Source organism: Streptomyces sp. HB132 (genome assembly GCF_016909575.1).
Lineage (GTDB): Bacteria > Actinomycetota > Actinomycetes > Streptomycetales > Streptomycetaceae > Streptomyces.
Window position 1 is genome coordinate 601381 of sequence record NZ_JAFBGA010000001.1, and the last position, 18831, is coordinate 620211.

21 protein-coding genes are annotated in these 18831 nt (G+C 70.5%); 11 read left to right on the forward strand and 10 right to left on the reverse strand.

The genetic code is table 11. The annotated features are described in order from the left end of the window. Positions 1–47 precede the first annotated feature (47 nt). From JOC24_RS02955 to JOC24_RS02985, 7 genes are all read left to right on the forward strand, one after another. Complete coding sequence (locus JOC24_RS02955; RefSeq protein WP_205018751.1) at positions 48–1664, forward strand: ABC transporter ATP-binding protein; 1617 nt, start codon at positions 48–50, stop codon at positions 1662–1664. Beyond that, positions 1661–2776 (forward strand): ABC transporter permease, encoded by a 1116-nt coding sequence (locus JOC24_RS02960; protein ID WP_205018483.1) that lies wholly within the window; start codon positions 1661–1663, stop codon positions 2774–2776. Before JOC24_RS02955 ends, JOC24_RS02960 begins: the two co-directional genes overlap by 4 nt. Further along, a complete protein-coding gene (locus JOC24_RS02965) occupies positions 2773–4062 on the forward strand; it encodes an ABC transporter permease (protein ID WP_205018484.1) in 1290 nt (429 codons plus the stop codon). The genes JOC24_RS02960 and JOC24_RS02965 overlap by 4 nt, the downstream gene beginning before the upstream one ends. Next, positions 4059–4460 carry a cytidine deaminase gene (locus tag JOC24_RS02970; RefSeq protein ID WP_205018485.1) on the forward strand — a complete coding sequence of 134 codons (402 nt, stop codon included), beginning with the start codon at positions 4059–4061 and terminating at the stop codon, positions 4458–4460. The genes JOC24_RS02965 and JOC24_RS02970 overlap by 4 nt, the downstream gene beginning before the upstream one ends. A gap of 138 nt (positions 4461–4598) precedes the next feature. After that, positions 4599–5876: a thymidine phosphorylase gene (locus JOC24_RS02975; RefSeq protein WP_205018486.1), complete on the forward strand. Its 1278-nt coding sequence runs from the start codon at positions 4599–4601 to the stop codon at positions 5874–5876. A 98-nt stretch (positions 5877–5974) separates the two neighbouring features. Then, positions 5975–6565 (forward strand): Uma2 family endonuclease, encoded by a 591-nt coding sequence (locus JOC24_RS02980; RefSeq protein ID WP_205018487.1) that lies wholly within the window; start codon positions 5975–5977, stop codon positions 6563–6565. A 20-nt stretch (positions 6566–6585) separates the two neighbouring features. Continuing rightward, a complete protein-coding gene (locus JOC24_RS02985; RefSeq protein WP_205018488.1) occupies positions 6586–6927 on the forward strand; it encodes an STAS domain-containing protein in 342 nt (113 codons plus the stop codon). A 7-nt stretch (positions 6928–6934) separates the two neighbouring features. Here JOC24_RS02985 and JOC24_RS02990 read toward each other — a convergent pair whose 3' ends face one another. From JOC24_RS02990 to JOC24_RS03005, 4 genes are all read right to left on the reverse strand, one after another. After that, entirely contained in the window at positions 6935–7231 is a 297-nt protein-coding gene (locus JOC24_RS02990) for a hypothetical protein (protein WP_205018489.1), read from the reverse strand. Continuing rightward, entirely contained in the window at positions 7228–8217 is a 990-nt protein-coding gene (locus JOC24_RS02995; RefSeq protein ID WP_205018490.1) for a sigma-70 family RNA polymerase sigma factor, read from the reverse strand. The genes JOC24_RS02990 and JOC24_RS02995 overlap by 4 nt, the downstream gene beginning before the upstream one ends. 97 nt (positions 8218–8314) lie before the next feature. Continuing rightward, positions 8315–9031: a L,D-transpeptidase family protein gene (locus JOC24_RS03000; protein WP_205018491.1), complete on the reverse strand. Its 717-nt coding sequence runs from the start codon at positions 9029–9031 to the stop codon at positions 8315–8317. Positions 9032–9119: 88 nt separating this feature from the next. Further along, on the reverse strand, positions 9120–10427 hold the full coding sequence (locus JOC24_RS03005; RefSeq protein WP_205018492.1) for an MFS transporter: 1308 nt from the start codon (positions 10425–10427) through the stop codon (positions 9120–9122). 62 nt (positions 10428–10489) lie between these two features. On the opposite strand from JOC24_RS03005, the gene JOC24_RS03010 reads away from it, so the two are divergent. Next, complete coding sequence (locus JOC24_RS03010; protein ID WP_205018493.1) at positions 10490–11443, forward strand: LysR family transcriptional regulator; 954 nt, start codon at positions 10490–10492, stop codon at positions 11441–11443. A 32-nt stretch (positions 11444–11475) separates the two neighbouring features. Here JOC24_RS03010 and JOC24_RS03015 read toward each other — a convergent pair whose 3' ends face one another. Continuing rightward, entirely contained in the window at positions 11476–12234 is a 759-nt protein-coding gene (locus tag JOC24_RS03015; RefSeq protein WP_205018494.1) for an alpha/beta hydrolase, read from the reverse strand. 103 nt (positions 12235–12337) lie between these two features. Between JOC24_RS03015 and JOC24_RS03020 the strand changes: the two genes are divergently transcribed. After that, complete coding sequence (locus JOC24_RS03020; RefSeq protein WP_205018495.1) at positions 12338–13492, forward strand: adenosine deaminase; 1155 nt, start codon at positions 12338–12340, stop codon at positions 13490–13492. A gap of 135 nt (positions 13493–13627) precedes the next feature. After that, a complete protein-coding gene (locus tag JOC24_RS03025) occupies positions 13628–13936 on the forward strand; it encodes a hypothetical protein (RefSeq protein WP_205018496.1) in 309 nt (102 codons plus the stop codon). Between the two features lie 76 nt (positions 13937–14012). Here JOC24_RS03025 and JOC24_RS03030 read toward each other — a convergent pair whose 3' ends face one another. From JOC24_RS03030 to afsQ1, 5 genes are all read right to left on the reverse strand, one after another. Next, positions 14013–14216: a PspC domain-containing protein gene (locus tag JOC24_RS03030; protein ID WP_205018497.1), complete on the reverse strand. Its 204-nt coding sequence runs from the start codon at positions 14214–14216 to the stop codon at positions 14013–14015. Positions 14217–14306: 90 nt separating this feature from the next. Beyond that, positions 14307–14882, reverse strand: coding sequence for a VanZ family protein (locus JOC24_RS03035; protein ID WP_205018752.1), 576 nt, complete (start codon positions 14880–14882; stop codon positions 14307–14309). A gap of 70 nt (positions 14883–14952) precedes the next feature. After that, on the reverse strand, positions 14953–15600 hold the full coding sequence (locus tag JOC24_RS03040) for a hypothetical protein (RefSeq protein ID WP_205018498.1): 648 nt from the start codon (positions 15598–15600) through the stop codon (positions 14953–14955). After that, positions 15597–17129: a sensor histidine kinase gene (locus JOC24_RS03045; protein ID WP_205018499.1), complete on the reverse strand. Its 1533-nt coding sequence runs from the start codon at positions 17127–17129 to the stop codon at positions 15597–15599. Before JOC24_RS03045 ends, JOC24_RS03040 begins: the two co-directional genes overlap by 4 nt. Next, positions 17126–17803, reverse strand: coding sequence for a two-component system response regulator AfsQ1 (afsQ1, locus tag JOC24_RS03050; RefSeq protein WP_205018753.1), 678 nt, complete (start codon positions 17801–17803; stop codon positions 17126–17128). Before afsQ1 ends, JOC24_RS03045 begins: the two co-directional genes overlap by 4 nt. A gap of 216 nt (positions 17804–18019) precedes the next feature. On the opposite strand from afsQ1, the gene JOC24_RS03055 reads away from it, so the two are divergent. Beyond that, positions 18020–18766, forward strand: a complete 747-nt coding sequence (locus tag JOC24_RS03055; RefSeq protein WP_205018500.1) for a SigE family RNA polymerase sigma factor — start codon at positions 18020–18022, stop codon at positions 18764–18766. Positions 18767–18831: the final 65 nt, after the last annotated feature.

The following is an 18831-nucleotide window of genomic DNA, read 5'->3' on the forward strand; positions in this document are numbered from 1 at the left end:
GTGTCCGTGCATCGCCCGCCCTCCGCTCCTGCCAAGGAGAGTGCGCCATCAAAGCGTCAAGCAGTCCTCATGCCGTAGAGCTCCGCGGCATCACCAAACGGTTCCCCGGCGTCGTGGCCAACCACGACATCGACATCACGGTGAGCCGCGGTACCGTCCACGCCCTCGTCGGTGAGAACGGCGCCGGTAAGTCCACCCTGATGAAGATCCTTTACGGGATGCAGAAGCCGGACGAGGGCACCATCTCGGTGGATGGTGAACTGGTCTCGTTCGGCAGCCCGGGCGACGCCATCGGCCGCGGCATCGGCATGGTGCACCAGCACTTCATGCTCGCCGACTACCTCACGGTCCTCGAGAACGTCGTTCTCGGCTCCGAGAAGCTGCACGGCATCGGCGACAGGGCGCGGGCGAAGATCAAGGAGATCTCCGACGCGTACGGCCTCGGTGTCCGCCCCGACGCGGTCGTCGAGGACCTCGGAGTCGCCGACCGCCAGCGGGTGGAGATCCTCAAGGTCCTCTACCGCGGCGCCCGCACCCTGATCCTCGACGAGCCCACGGCGGTCCTCGTGCCGCAGGAGGTCGACGCCCTCTTCGACAACCTGCGCGAGCTGAAGGCCGAGGGCCTCACCGTCATCTTCATCTCCCACAAGCTGGGCGAGGTGCTGTCGGTCGCCGACGAGATCACCGTGATCCGGCGAGGCACGACGGTGGGCACGGCCGACCCCGCGCACACCACCAGCAAGCAGCTCGCGGAGCTGATGGTGGGCAGTGAACTCCCCTCGCCCGAGACCCGGGAGTCCACCGTCACCGACATCCCGATGCTGACGGTGGAGGACCTGCGGCTGACGGCCACCGACCCCGACGGTGTGGTGCGCGCCGTGCTCGACGGCATCACCTTCACGATCCACAAGGGCGAAGTGCTCGGCATCGCGGGCGTCGAGGGCAACGGCCAGTCCGAACTCGTCGACGCCATCATGGGCATGCGCACCCTCGACACCGGATCGCTCACGCTCGACGGCGCCGACATCTCCCAGGCGGCCACCCGCAAGCGCCGCGAGGACGGCATGGCCGTCATCCCCGAGGACCGGCACCGGCACGGCCTCCTCCTGGACGCACCGCTCTGGGAGAACCGCATGCTGGGCCACGTCACCGAGAAGCCCAACAGCAAGGGCGCCTTCCTCGACCTCAAGGCGGCGCGCGCGGACACCGAGCGGATCGTGCGCGAGTACGACGTCCGCACCCCCGGCATCGAGGTCACCGCGGCCTCGCTCTCCGGCGGCAACCAGCAGAAGCTGATCGTCGGCCGCGAGATGAGCCACCACCCCAAGCTGCTGATCGCCGCACATCCCACGCGAGGCGTCGACGTCGGCGCGCAGGCGCAGATCTGGGACCAGATCCGCGAAGCGCGCCACGAAGGCCTCGCCGTCCTGCTGATCTCCGCCGACCTCGACGAGCTCATCGGGCTCTCCGACACGCTGCGCGTCATGTACCGCGGCATGCTCGTGGCCGACGCCGACCCGGCGGCCGTGACCCCCGAGGAGCTGGGCTCCGCGATGACCGGAGCGGCTGCCGGCCACCTGGAATCACCGGGCGGCACGGGCAGCGAGGACTCCGGGGCCGACAGCTCCGAAACCGACCCCCGGCACGGGGGAGAGGACCGATGAAGAAGTTCGACAAGGAGCGGCTGCTCCTGGGGATCGCCGCCCCCCTGCTCGCGATCGTGGTCGCGTTCCTGGTCACCGCTCTGGTGCTCGCCGCCACCGGCAAGGAACCGTTCAGCGCCTTCGGCATCATGTTCGACTACGGGCTGAAGTCGGACAGCCAGGTCTACATCCTCAACAAGGGGACGACCTACTACCTCGCAGGTCTCGCGGTCGCCATCGGCTTCCGCATGAACCTCTTCAACATCGGCGTCGACGGCCAGTACCGCCTCGCCGCCTTCTTCGCCGCCGCGCTCGGCGGCGCGCTGACCCTGCCGGGCGCCCTCCAGATCCCGCTGATCATCCTCACCGCGATGATCGTGGGCGCGATGTGGGCCGGGATCGCCGGTCTCCTGAAGGTCACCCGCGGAGTCAGCGAGGTCGTCTCGACGATCATGCTGAACTCCATCGCCACGGCGATCATCGGCTACCTCCTCCAGCAGGGCCGTCTGGGGCACCTCGACAAGGCGGGTACGAAGGTATCCACCACCCCGATCCCCGAGTCCTCGCACTTCTTCGAGTTCCCGACCACGCCGACGCCCGTCTGGGGCTTCATCGTGGTCGCGGTCGTCGCCGGATTCGCCTACTGGTTCACGCTCGGCCGCACCCGGTTCGGCTTCGACCTCCGTACGGTCGGGCAGTCCGGTTCGGCCGCCGAGGCCAGCGGTGTCGACGTCAAGAAGATGGTCGTCACCTCCATGCTGATCTCCGGCGGCATGGCCGGCCTGATCGGCATGCCGACGCTGCTCAACGACAGCTACGAGTACAGCGGCGACTTCCCGGTCGGCATCGGCTTCACCGGGATCGCCATCGCGCTCCTCGGCCGCAACCACCCCGTCGGCATCGCGCTCGGCGCGCTCCTCTGGGGCTTCCTGGAGCGCGGCACCGGCAAGCTCGAGTTCGAGGGCTACGACAAGGAGATCGTCGGCGTCATCCAGGGCGTCATCGTCCTCTGCGTCGTCATCGCCTACGAAGTCGTCCGCAGGTACGGCCTCAAGCGTCAGCAGAGCAGGGTCGGCGCGGAACTCGCCGCCAAGGCCGCACGTAACTCCGACCAGCAGGAGGTGTCGGCGTGAGCGCCACGGCGACTTCCACCCCGCCGCCCGCGGCCCCCAAGGTCTCCGGCGGCAAGGGCGGCCGCACCCGCTTCAGCTTCCCCGTCGTCCTGCTGATCATCGCGGGTGCCCTGCTCGCGCTGTCCGCCGTACGGTCCATCACCGGGGCCCAGGACGTCACCTCGGCCGGCCAGATCAGCGCCGCCCTCGCGATGGCCGTGCCGATCGGTCTCGCCGGTCTCGGCGGCCTCTGGTCCGAGCGGGCCGGCGTGGTCAACATCGGCCTCGAGGGCATGATGATCCTCGGCACCTTCTTCGGTGCCTGGGCCGGCTGGCAGACCGATCCCTGGATCGGCGTCCTGGCGGGTGTCGTGGGCGGCATGCTCGGCGGCCTGCTGCACGCGTTCGCGACCGTCACGTTCGGCGTGGACCACATCATCTCCGGCATCGCCATCAACATCCTGGCGCTCGGCTTCACGACGTACTTCGCCAAGCTCTGGTTCAACACCGGTGACGCGGCGGAGAAGGGCGGCAGCCCCAAGCAGTCGCCGCCGGCCGACAGCATCACGCAGTTCACGGTGCCCGGCCTCTCGGACTGGCTGCACTCGGTCGAACTGCACCACTGGTTCTTCGTCTCCGACCTCGCGGGCATCCTCGGCGGACTCGTCACCCACGTCTCGCTGCTGACCCTGGTGGCCGCGGGGCTCTTCGTCGGCACCTTCTTCGTCCTGTGGAGGACCGCCTTCGGTCTGCGTCTGCGCTCCTGCGGCGAGAACCCGGTCGCAGCGGAGTCCCTCGGCGTGAACGTGTACCGCTACAAGTACATCGCCGTGATCATCTCCGGAGGCCTGGCCGGTCTCGGTGGCGCCTTCCTCTCCCTGGTCACCTCGCACATCTACAACGAGGGACAGACCGGCGGTCGCGGCTACATCGGTCTCGCCGCGATGATCTTCGGCAACTGGCGGCCCGGCGGACTCGCCATGGGAGCCGGGCTGTTCGGCTTCGCCGACGCCCTCCAGCTGCGCAACGGCGGCGAGTCCGTCCACGCGCTGCTCCTGCTGCTCGTGGTGATGCTGGCCGTCCTCGCGGGCTGGAAGCTCTACCGCAAGCGCTTCGTCCCCGGTGTCATCAGTGCGGTCATCGCGGCCGCGGTGCTGGTCTGGTACCTCTCCACCGACACGGTGCCGACCGAGTTCGTCAGCGCCACCCCCTACGTCGTCACCCTCCTCGTGCTGTCCCTCTCCGCGCAGCGCCTGCGCATGCCGAAGGCGGACGGCATGCGCTACCGGAAGGGGCAGGGGAAGTGACGGCCGACGCGGTACCCGTCGACTGGGCGAAGCTGCGCGAGGCCGCCCGGGACGCGATGTCCCGGGCGTACGCCCCGTACTCGGGCTACCCGGTCGGCGTCGCGGCCCTCGTCGACGACGGCCGCATGATCACCGGATGCAACGTCGAGAACGCCTCGTACGGCATCGGCCTGTGCGCCGAGTGCGGGCTGGTATCGCAGCTGGCCGCCACGGGCGGGGGCCGGCTCACCCACTTCACGTGCGTGGACGGCGCGGGCGCCGTGCTCGTGCCGTGCGGGCGGTGCCGCCAGCTGCTGTACGAGTTCGGCGGTCCGGAACTCGTGCTGGAGACCCCGCAGGGTTTCCGTACGCTCGACGAGATGCTGCCGCAGGCCTTCGGGCCGCAGAACCTGGGGTAGTTCCCCCACCGCCACCCCGTTCGCCGGACCGGCCCACCCGGCCCGCCCGGTGAACGGGGTGGCGGAACGTTTTCTCTCTATGCGCGTAGAGTCAACTGGACTCTCGCCTACCCCTCCGGCCGGAAGGACTCCCCTCCCATGGACGCCATCTCCGTCATCCGCACCAAGCGGGACCGGGGCGAGCTCAGCCCCGAGCAGATCGACTGGGTCATCGACGCGTACACGCGCGGCGAGGTCGCCGACGAGCAGATGTCCGCGCTGGCCATGGCGATCCTGCTCAACGGCATGAACCGCACCGAGATCGCCCGCTGGACCGCCGCGATGATCGCCTCCGGCGAGCGGATGGACTTCGGCGCGCTCTCCCGCCCCACCACCGACAAGCACTCCACCGGCGGCGTCGGCGACAAGATCACCCTGCCGCTCGCCCCGCTGGTCGCCGCCTGCGGCGCCGCGGTGCCGCAGCTGAGCGGGCGGGGCCTCGGCCACACCGGTGGCACCCTCGACAAGCTGGAGTCCATCCCCGGCTGGCGCGCCCACATCTCCAACGCCGAGATGCTCGACGTCCTGGACACCACCGGAGCCGTGATCTGCGCGGCCGGCGACGGCCTCGCCCCCGCCGACAAGAAGCTGTACGCGCTGCGCGACGTCACCGGCACCGTCGAGGCGATCCCGCTCATCGCCAGCTCGATCATGTCCAAGAAGATCGCCGAGGGCACCGGCGCGCTCGTCCTCGACGTGAAGGTCGGCTCCGGCGCCTTCATGAAGACCATCGAGGACGCCCGCGAACTGGCCTCCACCATGGTCGCGCTGGGCACCGACAGCGGCGTACGCACGGTCGCCCTGCTCACCGACATGGCGACCCCGCTCGGCCTGACCGCGGGCAACGCCCTGGAGGTCCGGGAGTCCGTCGAGGTCCTCGCCGGTGGCGGTCCCAAGGACGTCATCGACCTGACCCTGGCGCTCGCCCGCGAGATGCTCGACGCGGCCGGGCTCAAGGACGCCGACCCGGAGAAGGCCCTGGCCGACGGCTCCGCCATGGACGTGTGGCGCCGGATGATCGCGGCCCAGGGCGGCGACCCCGACGCCGCGCTCCCCGTCGCCCGTGAGCAGCACGTGATCAGTGCCCCGTCCTCGGGCGTGCTGACGCGCCTGGACGCCTACGACGTCGGCGTCGCCGCCTGGCGCCTCGGCGCCGGCCGCGCACGCAAGGAGGACCCGGTGCAGGCGGGCGCGGGCGTCGAACTGCACGCCAAGCCCGGCGACACGGTGGCCGAGGGCCAGCCGCTGATGACGCTGCACACGGACACCCCCGAGAAGTTCGAGTACGCCCTGAAGGCGCTGCCCGGCTCGTACGACATCGCCCCGGCCGGCACCCTCTTCACCGCCACGCCGGTGGTGCGGGAACGTATCGCCTGACCTGCGGCTTTCCCTTTCGGGTGAACGGGACCGGTGGACCACCACCGGTCCCGTTCGGCATGCTGGACTCGGTGACGCACCGATAAGAGGAGACCGCCATGAGCGCACTCACCGTCGATCCCGGGCCGGGCCACGGCCAGGACTGGGACGACCTCGTCCGGATCTGGGAGGAGACGGACGCACCCGAGGGCTGCAAGGTGGAGATCATCGAGGGGATCGTCACCGTGTCGCCACCGCCGTCCAAGGACCACAACACCACAGCAGCGCTGCTTCAGCGCAGGCTGTACTCCGTCATCCCGGAGGACTGGGAGATCTACCAGACGCTCGGGGTCTCCGTGCCCGGACGGGCCGGGCTGTACATCCCCGATCTCGTCGTCGTGCCGCGGGCGGTCGCGTCCGGGCCGGGCAATCGCGTCCCGGCGGAAGACGTCCGGCTCGTCGTGGAGATCACCTCACCGGCCAACGCCAACCACGACCGCATCGGCAAGGCGCACGGGTACGCGAAGGCCGGCATCGAGCTGTTCCTCCTGCTCGACCCGTGGCACACCGGGCGTCCGACCGCGACCCTGTACGGGGAACCGAGCGACGGCACCTACCGGCTGCTGGAGGCGGTCGAGTACGGCGAGACGCTGACACTGCCCAAGCCGTTCGAGCTGGACCTGGACACCGGGACGTTCCCGGCCGGCTGAGACACGCGCCCGTCCGGCCGATGAGTTCCGGGCATCCCGGCGGTCTCCCTGGTGTGGATGCCATCACTCCGAACGCCCTCGTCGTCACCGGCCGGGTCACCCGCGCCGAGGTGCCGGGCCTCTGCGCCGAACTCGAGGCGCTGCTGGCCGGCGCCCCCGACCTCGCGGCGATCGACTGCGACGTGGGCGGGGTGACGCACTCCGATCTCGTCCTGGTCGAGGCGATAGCCCGGCTGGGGCTCGTCGCACGCAGAGCCGGGGGCGTGCAGCTGCGCCTGCGTCACGCCCCCGCCGAACTCGCGGCGCTGCTCGACCTCGTGGGCCTGACGGATGTGGTGGGCAACGTGTCGGCCGAGGAGTGACGGACGCTCAGCGGAGCACGGCGTAGTAACAGTCGACCTGCGTCGCGTACCCGTCCCTGTACTCACCCGGCACCTTCGTGAGCAGCGACGGATCGGTGCTCGCCGGAGGCGATGCCGTCGCCCCCGGCGTCGGGCACGACCCCTCCGGCTGCGGCCCCGGCTCGGGGTTGTCCTTACGGACCCCGGAGGCGGGGGCCGGGCCCGGGCCCGCCGTGGCGGACGGCTCGCCCAGCCACAGCGTCGCCGCCCAGCCACCCGCCGCCAGAAGCACCCAGCCCGTCACCACGGGCCGTCTGACTCTCATACGGTGTCGGCCTCCAGGTGGTCCGGCAGCCCGAACAGCGGGAACCAGCGCGGGGTGTCCAGGAAGCAGTGCATCCCGGTGATGGCGCCGTCCGAGATGTCGATGACCTGCACCGCCCACGGCACGAAGCCCGGCCCGTCCGGATTCGGCTTGTAGTGCGCGAAGGCCGGGGTCCCGTTGGCCTCCGTGGCCACCAGTCGGGAACCCGCGCAGCTCGCGCCGATGCTGAGCATGAAGCCGGTGATGTCGTCGTGCCCCTGGAGCCAGAGGTCGAACGGCGGCATGGTCATCACGGCGTCCTCGTGGAGCAGCGCCGTCAGCGCCGCCATGTCGTACCCCTCGAACGCCGCCACATAGCGGTCCAGCAGCTTGCGCTGCTCCTCGTCCAGTGGGTTCGAGGTGTCCGAAGCCGCGGTCTCCGTGTCCGACAGCGTCGCCCGGGCCCGCTGCAGGGCGCTGTTGACCGAGGCGACCGAGGTGTCGAGCAGCTCGGCGACCTCGCTCGCCCTCCACGCCAGGACCTCGCGCAGGATCAGCACCACACGCTGCTTGGGCGGCAGGTGCTGGAGCGCGGCGACGAACGCCAGTCGCACCGACTCGCGGGCCACGGCGGCCTCCGCCGGGTCGGCCACCGACGGCAGGATGCGCCCGTCCGGCATCGGCTCCAGCCAGGTGTTCTCCGGGAGAGGGTTCAGCGCGGCCTGGGCCAGCGGAGTCGGGCCGGTCAGATCCACCGGCCGGGCACGCTTGTTGCCGGCGTTCAGCATGTCCAGGCAGACGTTCGTCGCGATGCGGTACAGCCAGGAGCGCAGGGAGGAACGGCCCTCGAACTTGTCGAAGTTGCGCCAGGCGCGCACCAGCGTGTCCTGGACCGCGTCCTCCGCCTCGAAGGCCGACCCGAGCATCCGGTAGCAGTATCCGGTCAGCTCGACCCGGTGTCCCTCCAGACGGCTGTCGATGTCCGCCGTCGCTGTCTGATCACTCATCGCTCCACCCCTGTTGCGCTGTGACACCGCTCACTCAGCACTGTGGAAGCTACAGCAGGGCACTGACAACAGGGGCGGGAAGCGCGGAAACCGCTGCTCAGGTACCGGGCTTGCGTCCGTAGACGAAGACGTCGTCGCCGTTCTTCAGGAGGTTCCAGTACGACTTCGCGTCCGAGGGGCGCATGTTGACGCAGCCCGCGGATCCCGGGTTGTTGTACATGGACTTGGTGACCGAGTGGAATGCCTGTCCGCCGTCGAAGAACTGGGCGTACGGCATGCTGACGTCGTAGAGCGTCGACCAGTGGTCGATGTTGCGCCAGTAGACCTTCTTGGCGCCGGTCCGCGTCTCGTCGCCGTTGCGGCCCGTGCGCACCGGCACCGGGCCGAACTTCAGCTTGGATCCGTCCTGGATCCAGCTCAGCTGCCTGGTCAGGTCCACACAGGCGATGCGCCCCTTGTTCGTCGGGCACTTCTTCGCCGCGTTGGGGGTCTTCCCCGCCGCCTTCTGGGCGGTGATCGTCTTCATCGTGCGCCAGGTGACCGGCCCCGCGTACCCGGCGGCCGGGGTGATGCCCTTGTCGGCCTGGAACGAGCGGATCGCCTTGCAGTCGGCCACCGACTGCTTACCGTCGGCCGTCCGCTTCAGCCACTTCTCCACCTGCTTCTGGTACGGCCCCTTCGTCGCCGTGCAGGACGCCGCCTGGGCGGCCGTCCCGGTGCCCAGCACCAGGGCCGGCGCCGCCACCAGGCCGGCGACGGACAGCACGGCCCCGCGCCGGATCCGTACTCCGGATGTCTTCCCCATGATTCTCATGTACGCCTGCTCCCCTTCGCGTTCGCCCAGCGGTTGGTCTCCGCTTGTTGGACGTGCGTCGGGGAGCCGTGGTTGTGCCGGGAAGGTCTCAGTTGTGCACCGGTGCCGGGGACGCGGCGCGGAGCCGCTCGGTCCGCGCCGCCCGGGTCCCGAAGAGAGTGATCGACAGGACACCGAGGACCGCCAGGACACCCAGCACGACCGTGCCGGCCCAGCCGCCCGCGTGGAAGGCGACCGCTCCGAGCGTGCCGCCCGCGCTGGAGCCCAGGTAGTACGCGGACTGGTAGAGCGCCGACGCCTGGGCCCTGCCCGACGTCGCCGTACGGCTCACCGACGAGGAGGCGACCGCGTGCCCGGCGAAGAAGCCTGCCGTGATCAGGACGAGGCCCGCCAGGACGGCGGCGAGCTGGTCGGCCAGGGAGAGCAGCAGGCCCGCCGCGGTGGTGGAGACGGCGAGGTAGAGCGCTCCGCGGCGCCCCAGCCGGGCGACCAGCCGGCCCGCGGCGGCGGACGAGAGCGTGCCGACGAGGTAGACCAGGAAGACCGAGCCGACGATGCCCTGAGGGAGGCTGAAAGGCTCCTCGACGAGGCGGTAGCCGATCACGGTGTAGACCGCGCCGAACACCGTCATGAACAGGGCGCCGATCGCGTACAGCCGACGCAGCAGCGGGTTGGACAGGTGCCCCGTGACCGTCTTCGCGAGGGCCTTCGGGTTGAGCGAGGCGGGGCTGAAGTGCCGGGCCTTGGGGATCATGAGGTGGAAGACGACCGCGCAGGCCACGGCGAGCAGCCCGATCGCGCCGAGAGCCATCCGCCAGCCCCACAGCTGGGCGACCCAGCCGGCGAGGATGCGGCCGCTCATACCCCCGATGCTGTTGCCCGCCACGAACAGCCCGATCGCGGCCACCAGCGCCTTGGGCCGCACCTCCTCGGCCAGGTAGGCCATGGCGGAGGCCGGCAGTCCGGCCAGAGCCGCACCCTGGACCGCGCGCAGCGCGATCAGCCAGCCCAGCGACGGGGCGAAGGGGATGAGCAGACCGATCACCACGGCGACCGCCAGGGAGGCCGTCATCATCTGGCGCCGCCCGAACCGCTCGGAGAGCGCGCTCAGCGGCAGGACGCACAGGGCCAGCGCACCGGTCGCCGCGGAGACCGTCCAGCTCGCCTGGCCTGCGGTCGCGCCGAAGGAGGCGGAGACGGCGGGCAGCAGGGCCTGGGTGGAATAGAGGAGGGCGAAGGTCGCGATCCCCGCCGCGAAGAGCGCGAAGCTCATCCGGCGGTAACCGGGACCGCCCGGTGTGAGGCGGTCGGGGGCGACGGGGGAGACGGCGGCGGGAGAGGACGGAACGGCGGCGTCCAGCACGACGGTGGACGCCCCGGTACTGGCAGGAGGCATACGGCGAACGTAGACCGCACGGTTTCATGCGTCCAATGCATGAAACCTTCATAATCGTTCCCATGGCGCATCAATACAGCTCACAGCGGCGGCTGTCACCGAGCAGTTACGAAGAAGACATCCGGGCCGTACTCGCTCCACGCCTCGCGTACTTCGAGGCGGTGGCCCGCCACGAACACGTCACCCGCGCCGCGCACGAGCTCGGAGTCCCCCAGTCGACGCTGTCGCGGGCCATGGTGAGGCTCGAACAGGACCTGGGCGTCGCGCTGTTCGCCCGCCGGGGCCGGACCGTCTCGCTCACCCCCGCGGGGCGCACCTTCCTCGGCTCCGCCGAACGCGCGCTGGCGGAGGTGGAGAAGGCCGCCGACTCGGTACGCGCCGACGCCGACCCCACGGCGGGGAAGGTCGCGTTCGGCTTCCTGCACACCATGGGCTCCGAGACCGTGCCCGCCCTGATCCGCGCCTTCCGGGCCGACCACCCCCGGGTCCGCTTCCAGCTCGTCCAGAACTACGGCGAGGCGATGATCGACCGGCTGCGGGCGGGCGGCCTCGACCTCTGCCTCACCTCGCCCGTCCCCGACGCCCCGGACCTCGTCGCCATGCGCCTGGACGAGCAGCGGCTGCGCCTGGTCGTCCCCGACGACCACCGGCTGGCGGGCCGCCGCCGGATCCGCCTCGCCGAGGCCGCCGACGAAACGTTCGTCACCCTCGAACCCGGTTACGGGCTGCGGCGGATCACCGACGACCTCTGCGCCGAGGCCGGCTTCACCCCGCGGATCGCGTTCGAGGGCGAGGAGGCGGAGACCCTGCGCGGTCTGGTCGCGGCCGGGCTCGGGGTGGCGCTCCTGCCGCCGCCCGCCGTCGCACGCCCCGGCGTGGTCGAGCTGACGGTGACGGCGCCGCGCGCGGCGCGCGAGATCGGGGTCGCCTGGCTGGACGGCCACCCCGACACGCCACCGGTGGCCGCCTTCAAGCGCTTCCTGCTGTCGCGCCGGGGGAGCCTGCTGCCGGACTGATCCGGGAACCGTCGCCTCAGTGCCTCAGTGCCTCAGTGCCTCAGCGACCGGCCGAACCCCGCAGCCAGCGGCATCCGCAGCCCCAGCGGCGGGGGAGCGGCGAACGCGTCGGCGACCGGGCGGGCGTACGGCCGTGCGAACAGCGAACCCCGTATGAAGTCGGAGGCGAGTGCCACCACTTCGGACCGGTGCTGGCGCAGCGCGTTCCCGTCCGAGTGGACCTCGAAGCGGCAGGTGTGGCGGTTGGCCTTCTTCGCCCGCTCGGCCAGCCGGTAGGAGAGCTCCGGATTCGTCCGGGCGTCGTTCGTGCCGTGCACGATCAGCACCCGGCGCCCCGCCAGGTGCTTCACCGGTTCGGGTTCCGGCCGTGTGCCCTCGGGGAGCCAGGGGGCCATCGCCAGTGCGGAGTTGACGGCCTCGTGCCCGGCACCGCGCAGGGCGGCCCGGCCGCCCATGCCGTGCCCGACGAGGCACACGGGGATGTCGCCGTAGCGGCGCTGGACCTCGTCGGCCGCCCAGTGGGCGTCGGCCGCCGGATCCGCGTCGGCGTTCCAGCCCCGGGTGCGGTAGCGCACCACGTGCACCGCGAGCCCGTCCTCCTGGCCCGCGCGGGCCAGAGCCCGTGCGAACGGCAGCTGTGCCGCGTAGGAGAAGGCGGAGGGACGGCGTCGGGAGTCGGTCTCGCCGTCCGGGAGCAGCAGGACGACGCCGCTGACCTCGGGTGCTGCTCCGGCCGTGAGGACGGCCCGTCCCAGCCTGGCTTCAGGCAGGGGAAGTGCGCGCTGTGCCATGACAGAACAGTGTCAGAAGGGCAGGTGTATTCCATCTGGCTTCGCGGTCACTGTTACGTATCGGCACTCGGCAATCTACGCGCGTAGGCGCTAGAGTGCCCGAATGACGAGCCAGACCCCGAATGTCCCCGGTCCCGAACAGATCCGTCGCGCGCCCAAGGTGCTGCTGCACGACCATCTCGACGGCGGCCTGCGCCCCGGCACGATCGTCGAACTGGCCCGGGCGCAGGGCTACGACGCGCTCCCCGAGACCGAGCCGGACAGGCTCGGCAGCTGGTTCCGCGAGGCGGCCGACTCCGGTTCGCTGGAGCGCTACCTGGAGACCTTCGCCCACACCTGCGCGGTCATGCAGACCCGGGACGCGCTGTTCCGGGTGGCGGCGGAGTGCGCCGAGGACCTCGCGGAGGACGGTGTCGTCTACGCCGAGGTGCGCTACGCGCCCGAGCAGCACCTCACGGCGGGTCTTTCACTCGAAGAGGTCGTCGAGGCGGTCAACGAGGGTTTCCGTGAGGGTGAGCGCAGGGCCCGTGCGAACGGCCACCGCATCCGCGTCGGCGCCCTCCTCACGGCGATGCGGCACGCCGCCCGCGCCCTGGAGATCGCCGAACTCGCCAACCGCTACCGCGATCTGGGTGTGGTCGGCTTCGACATCGCGGGTGCCGAGGCGGGCTACCCCCCCACCCGTCACCTCGACGCCTTCGAGTACCTCAAGCGCGAGAACAACCACTTCACCATCCACGCCGGTGAGGCCTTCGGCCTGCCGTCGATCTGGCAGGCCCTGCAGTGGTGCGGCGCGGACCGGCTCGGCCACGGCGTCCGCATCATCGACGACATCGAGGTCGCCGAGGACGGCAGCGTGACGCTGGGGCGTCTCGCCTCCTACGTGCGTGACAAGCGGATCCCGCTGGAACTGTGCCCGACCTCCAACCTCCAGACCGGGGCGGCGGCCTCCTACGCCGAGCACCCCATCGGACTGCTGCGGAAGCTGCATTTCCGTGCCACCGTGAATACGGACAACCGGCTGATGAGCGGTACGAGCATGAGCCGGGAATTCGAGCGGCTGATCGAGACGTTCGGATACACGCTCGACGACATGCAGTGGTTCACAGTCAATGCGATGAAATCAGCGTTCATTCCTTTCGATGAACGTCTGGCGATGATCAACGACGTCGTCAAGCCCGGGTACGCGGAGCTGAAATCCGAGTGGCTCTTCGATCAGATGGCTGTGACCAGCGGCTCTTCGTCCGTCGCGGGCTGATCGAACGTAAAGGGAAACGGCCGGGAGGAGCGGGATCCCGGCCGTTTTCCGTGTCCCGGCATGTTTGCGGGAGTGGTGCGCGGCTGACTACGTTGCAGAGCCGCTCACATCCCTCTCCCCAAGGATGAATTTCACATGAAGCAGTCTGCTGTCAGGACCCTCGGTGTCGCCGCTCTCGGCGCCGCTTTCGCCGCCGCCGGCGCGGGCAGTGCCTCCGCCGTCGCCGTGCCCGTCGACGCCGTGGCCGGTGCCCTGCCCGCCGGCATCGCGCTCGACTCCGTCACCGCCGACGCCCTGCCCGCCGTGCAGAAGGCGGCGGGTGGACTTCTCGACCAGCAGCAGCACCAGCAGCGGGGCAGCAGTGACCTCTCGGCGCCCGGCTCCAACCTGCTCGGCGGCCTGCCGGCCGGCGGCCTGACCGGCGCCCTGCCGCTCGGCGGCTGATCACCGCACACGCATGTGGGGCGCGCACCCGGACCGGGTGCGCGCCCCACAGCTTTCCCCCGTGTGGTCCCGACGGTCACCAGGCCGTGGTGGTCGGGCTCTTCTCCGAAGGCAGCAGCACCCACAGCGCCAGGTAGAGCAGGAACTGCGGGCCGGGGAGCAGGCACGACACCAGGAAGATGACGCGCATCGTCCCTGCGGAGGTGCCGAAGCGCCGTGCCAGCGCCGCGCACACCCCACCGATCATGCGTCCCTCACTGGGGCGGACAAGTGCGGCCATGGTGGGCTCCTTCGCGAACGGTTCCGTGGAGCAGCTCCTCGTGCTCCCTGTCCTTCCATAGTGGATCCGCGAGGGGTACAAAGCATCGCTCTACGGGGCGATACCGACCCTGGTAATCGTCGGGGTCGCCCCCTGGGTGGCCTCACCCCTGTACGAGCGTGCCCCGCTTCCGATCCGCGACAGGTCGCCGGCCCCCGCCCGGTTGCCCCGGCGCAGCCGTGACCGCGACAGCGGGACGACCAGCACATGGGTCAGCGCGACGCCCGCGGTGTTCAGGAGCAGCGAGTCGACGTCGACGACCTGGCCGGGCACTCCCGTCTGCGCCAGCTCGATGGCCATCGAGATCAGCGCTCCGGCCGCGACCGTGCGGGCCAGCGAGGCCCACGGGGAGACCAGCAGCCTGCCGCCCGCCATCGGCAGCAGTATGCCGAGCGGCGCCAGCAGGAGCAGGCCCTCACCGATGCGGCGCACCGCCTCGGCCGGGCCCAGGGCCAGGTCCGCCCTGATCCCGGCGAAAGGCCGCAGGTTCGCGGCCGTCACCCAGGGCACGTCCAGCGGGCGCAGCGTCAGCCAGCTGACGAACAGCAGATGCACGAGGAGGAGGAATACCCCCGCCGCGCGGAAGCGGATGACGGCCGGACCGTCCGAACTGTGACGCACGTGCACCAAGACGCCACGACCGGCAGGATCGGTTCCGTCAGGTTCCGGAGAGGCTCTGTGACGAGCGGCACGGGCCTCAGGACAGCTTGACCGCACCCAGTGTGGGCACCTCGCCGAGCCGGGTCTTCGTCTCCGACGTACAGAGGTAGCCCCGCGGGGTGTAGTTCCCCGGCCCGCCGAGCAGTACCGATCCCCCGGACCCGAGCGACTCGCTCTCCGCGTACGAACACACGACCTGCGCGAGTGCCTCCGCCGGGAGGTCGTCCGGCTGCTCACTGAGGCGAAGGGTGCCCTGCGGGTCCCCTTCGCGGGCTTCGGCGACCCGCAGGCCCGCGGGCACGTCGGTGGAGAAACCGGCCCTCCGCTCGTCGGCGTCCGGGGCGCGTTGCAGCTCGCTCAGGAGCGCCTGGGCGATCAGGAGCGGATCCGGCCCCGACTCGTCGACACCGACCGTCCGCTCCACCGTCACCAGCTGTGAGGCGCAGACCAGGTAGATCCGCACGGAGGCGCTCTCCGGCGGCGGCGCGGTCGCCTGTGCCGACGTCGTCCGGCACGGCATCCGCGACGGCGCCGCACCGGCGTCCACCGGCACCGAGGTGCTGCGGATGCCGCAGCCGGCGGCCAGCGCCGCACAGGCCGCGACGGCCGCCAGCGCGGCGACGGTCCTGCCGGTGCGCCTCCGGTCCCCGCGCGGGGTGCCGTACGCCCGATCGCTGCGCGTCACTTCTCGTCGCCCTTCTCGTTCCGGTCGGGGTCTTCGCTGTCCGGCTCGCCGGTCAGCTTCTCCGCGTCCCGGGGGAGCCGCAGCACGAACACCGCGCCCTCGCCGTCCGGAAGGTTCGAGGCCGTGATGTCACCGCCGTGGATATGGGCGTTCTCCACCGCGATGGACAGCCCGAGACCGCTGCCATCGGAGCGCGGGCGGGAGGCACTCGCCTTGTAGAAGCGGTCGAACACGTGCGGCAGGACCTCCTCGGGGATACCCGGGCCGTGGTCCCGCACCTCGATGACCAGCTCGTCCTCGTCGGTCCGTACGGACACCCGCACCGGTGATCCACCGTGCTTGAGGGCGTTGCCGATCAGATTCGCGAGAATCACGTCGAGCCGGCGCGGATCCAGCCGCACCATGATGCCGCGCTCCGCGTCCAGATCGACCGCGTCCAGCCAGGCACGGGCATCGATGCAGGCGGTCACCTGGTCGGCGACGTCGACCGTGTCCAGGACGAGGCGGGCCGTACCGGCGTCGAAGCGGGTGACCTCCATGAGGTTCTCGACCAGGTCGTTCAGCCGCCGGGTCTCGCTCACCACCAGGTGCACGGCCGGCGCGATCATCGGATCGAGGCTGTCCGCCTCGTCCTCCAGGACCTCGGCCACCGCCGTGATCGCGGTCAGCGGGGTGCGCAGCTCGTGCGACATGTCGGCGACGAACCGGCGGCTCGACTCCTCCCGCGCGCTCATGTCCGCGACCTTCTTCTCCAGGGAGCTCGCGGCCTTGTTGAACGTATGGGAGAGATCGGCGAGTTCATCGGTGCCGGACACCACGAGACGGGTGTCGAGCTTGCCCTCGCCGAGCTTCCGGGCCGCGTCGCCCAGCCGCTGCACCGGCCGCAGCACGGTCGTCGCCGAGGCCTGGGCGAGGAGGGCCGAGCCGACGAGGGCCAGCGCGGTGGCGATGCCCAGGGACCACGCCAGCGAGCTGAGGTCCTCGCGCTCCTGGTCGAGCGACTGCAGCATGTATCCGGCCGGACCACCGCCGATGATCTTCGTGCCGGCCACCAGGTACGGGGTGTTGTCCAGCGTCGTACGCTGCCAGAACAGGTGGTACTCGAACGTGTTCGCCGACGTCAGCGGTTGCTTCTTGTTCACCTGTTTCTGCAGCGAGGCGGGCACGTCGGCCTTGGTGAAGGAGTCGAGGTCGGAGGAGCCCGTGACGGGCTTGCCCTCGTGGGTGCCGATCAGCAGCACGTGGTAGCCCGGGCCGCTGCTGGCCATCTGCTCGGCGGCGTCCCGCAGCTCGACCGCCGTCGGGTGCAGCGGCAGCGAGGCCGCCCGGTTCTGCATCTGGCGACGGAAGTCGCCGAGCGCCGTGTCCTGCGTGCGGGTCAGGACGGCCTCACGGTTGAGCCAGTAAGCGATGCCCGACGCGGACACCGCGGCCGTCAGCGCGACCAGCGCGAACACGATCAGCAGCCGCAGCCGCAGGCTGGTCCAGCGAAGACCCGCGAGTATGGAACGCTTCGCGGAATCGCTCACTGAGGCGAGTCCAGCCGGTAGCCCACACCGCGCACGGTACGGATCAGGGTCGGCGAGGACGGCACGTCCTCCACCTTCGCCCGCAGCCGCTGCACGCAGGCGTCCACCAGCCGTGAGTCACCCAGGTAGTCGTGCTCCCACACGAGGCGCAGCAACTGCTGCCGTGACAGGGCCTGTCCGGGGCGCCGGCTCAGTTCGAGCAGGAGCCGCAGCTCGGTCGGCGTGAGCTGCAGGTCCTCCCCGTTCTTCGTGACGGTCATCGCCGAACGGTCGATGACGACGGTCCCGAACGTCGCCGAGTCGGTGGACTCCCTCTCCCCGCGGCGCAGGACCGCGCGGATGCGGGCATCGAGAACCCGGCCCTGCACGGGTTTCACCACGTAGTCGTCCGCGCCGGACTCCAGTCCCACCACGACGTCGATGTCGTCGCTGCGCGCGGTCAGCAGAATGATCGGCAGCTGGTCGGTACGCCGGATACGCCGGCACACCTCGAAACCGTCGATCCCGGGCAGCATCACATCCAGCACAACCAGGTCCGGCCGCTGCTCCCTGAGCAGCTCCAGACCGTCCTCTCCCGTCGCCGCGGTGGCCACACGGTGGCCCTGGCGTGACAGCGAGAGTTCGAGGGCCGTGCGGATGGCGTCATCGTCCTCGATCAGCAACAGGAAAGGCACAGGGGTCATTCTGGCCCATGGTGGTGCCACGTTTCGACAATCCCCCCGACTTGATCCGCCCGGCCGGTCCTCGGGCCCTCCGGCCCGATCCGCCAGGCCGGTCCGCCGACATGCCCTGTGACAGCCCTGTGACAGTCGGGGGACAGGGCCATGAAACTGCCCCGGCAAGCTCAATGGCACACGGAACGACCGGACTCCACCGATGGGGGGCGCCACATGAACGCACTGCACAGCACCACCTCAAGCGCAGTTGTCACTCGCCTCCACGACATCGGGCGGAGCACGGAGAAGTCCGGCGCCGGAGCGCGGGGGTGTGTTCGCGGCGCCGGGCGTCAGCACTCGTCGTACCTGACGATGGCTGACGCGACCACGGGGGGCAACGGGGGAGACGCGTACAGGGAGGCCACGGGGGCGCGCACGATCCCGGCGCAGGCCGAGGACGCCGAAACGGCGTTCACGGCCTACGTCCAGGAGCGCCGCGCCTCCCTGTACGCGACCGCCTACCACCTGACCGGCGACCGCTTCGAGGCCGAGGACCTGCTGCAGAGCGCCCTCTTCTCGACGTACCGGGCGTGGGACAGGATCAGCGACAAGGCCGCTGTCGGCGGATACCTCCGCCGCACCATGACCAACCTGCACATCAGCGCGTGGCGCAGGCGCAAGCTCAACGAATACCCGACCGAGGAGCTGCCGGAGACGGTCGGCGACACGGACGCGATGCGGGGTACCGAACTGCGGGCGGTGCTCTGGCAGGCGCTCGCGCGGCTGCCGGAACCCCAGCGCACGATGCTGGTGCTCCGCTACTACGAGGGCCGCACGGACCCGGAGATCGCGTCCATCCTCGACATCAGTGTCGGCACGGTGAAGTCGAGCATCTGGCGGTCGCTCCGTCGGCTGCGTGAGGACGAGGTCCTCAGCTTCGGCCGTGACGAGGAGGAGTCCTTCGGCGAGCTGGTGGCCTGAGGCTGGGCCCTTCGTCTCGGGGGAGGCGAGGGCAGCGGGGGAAGTAACGGGGGAGCGGGAGAAAC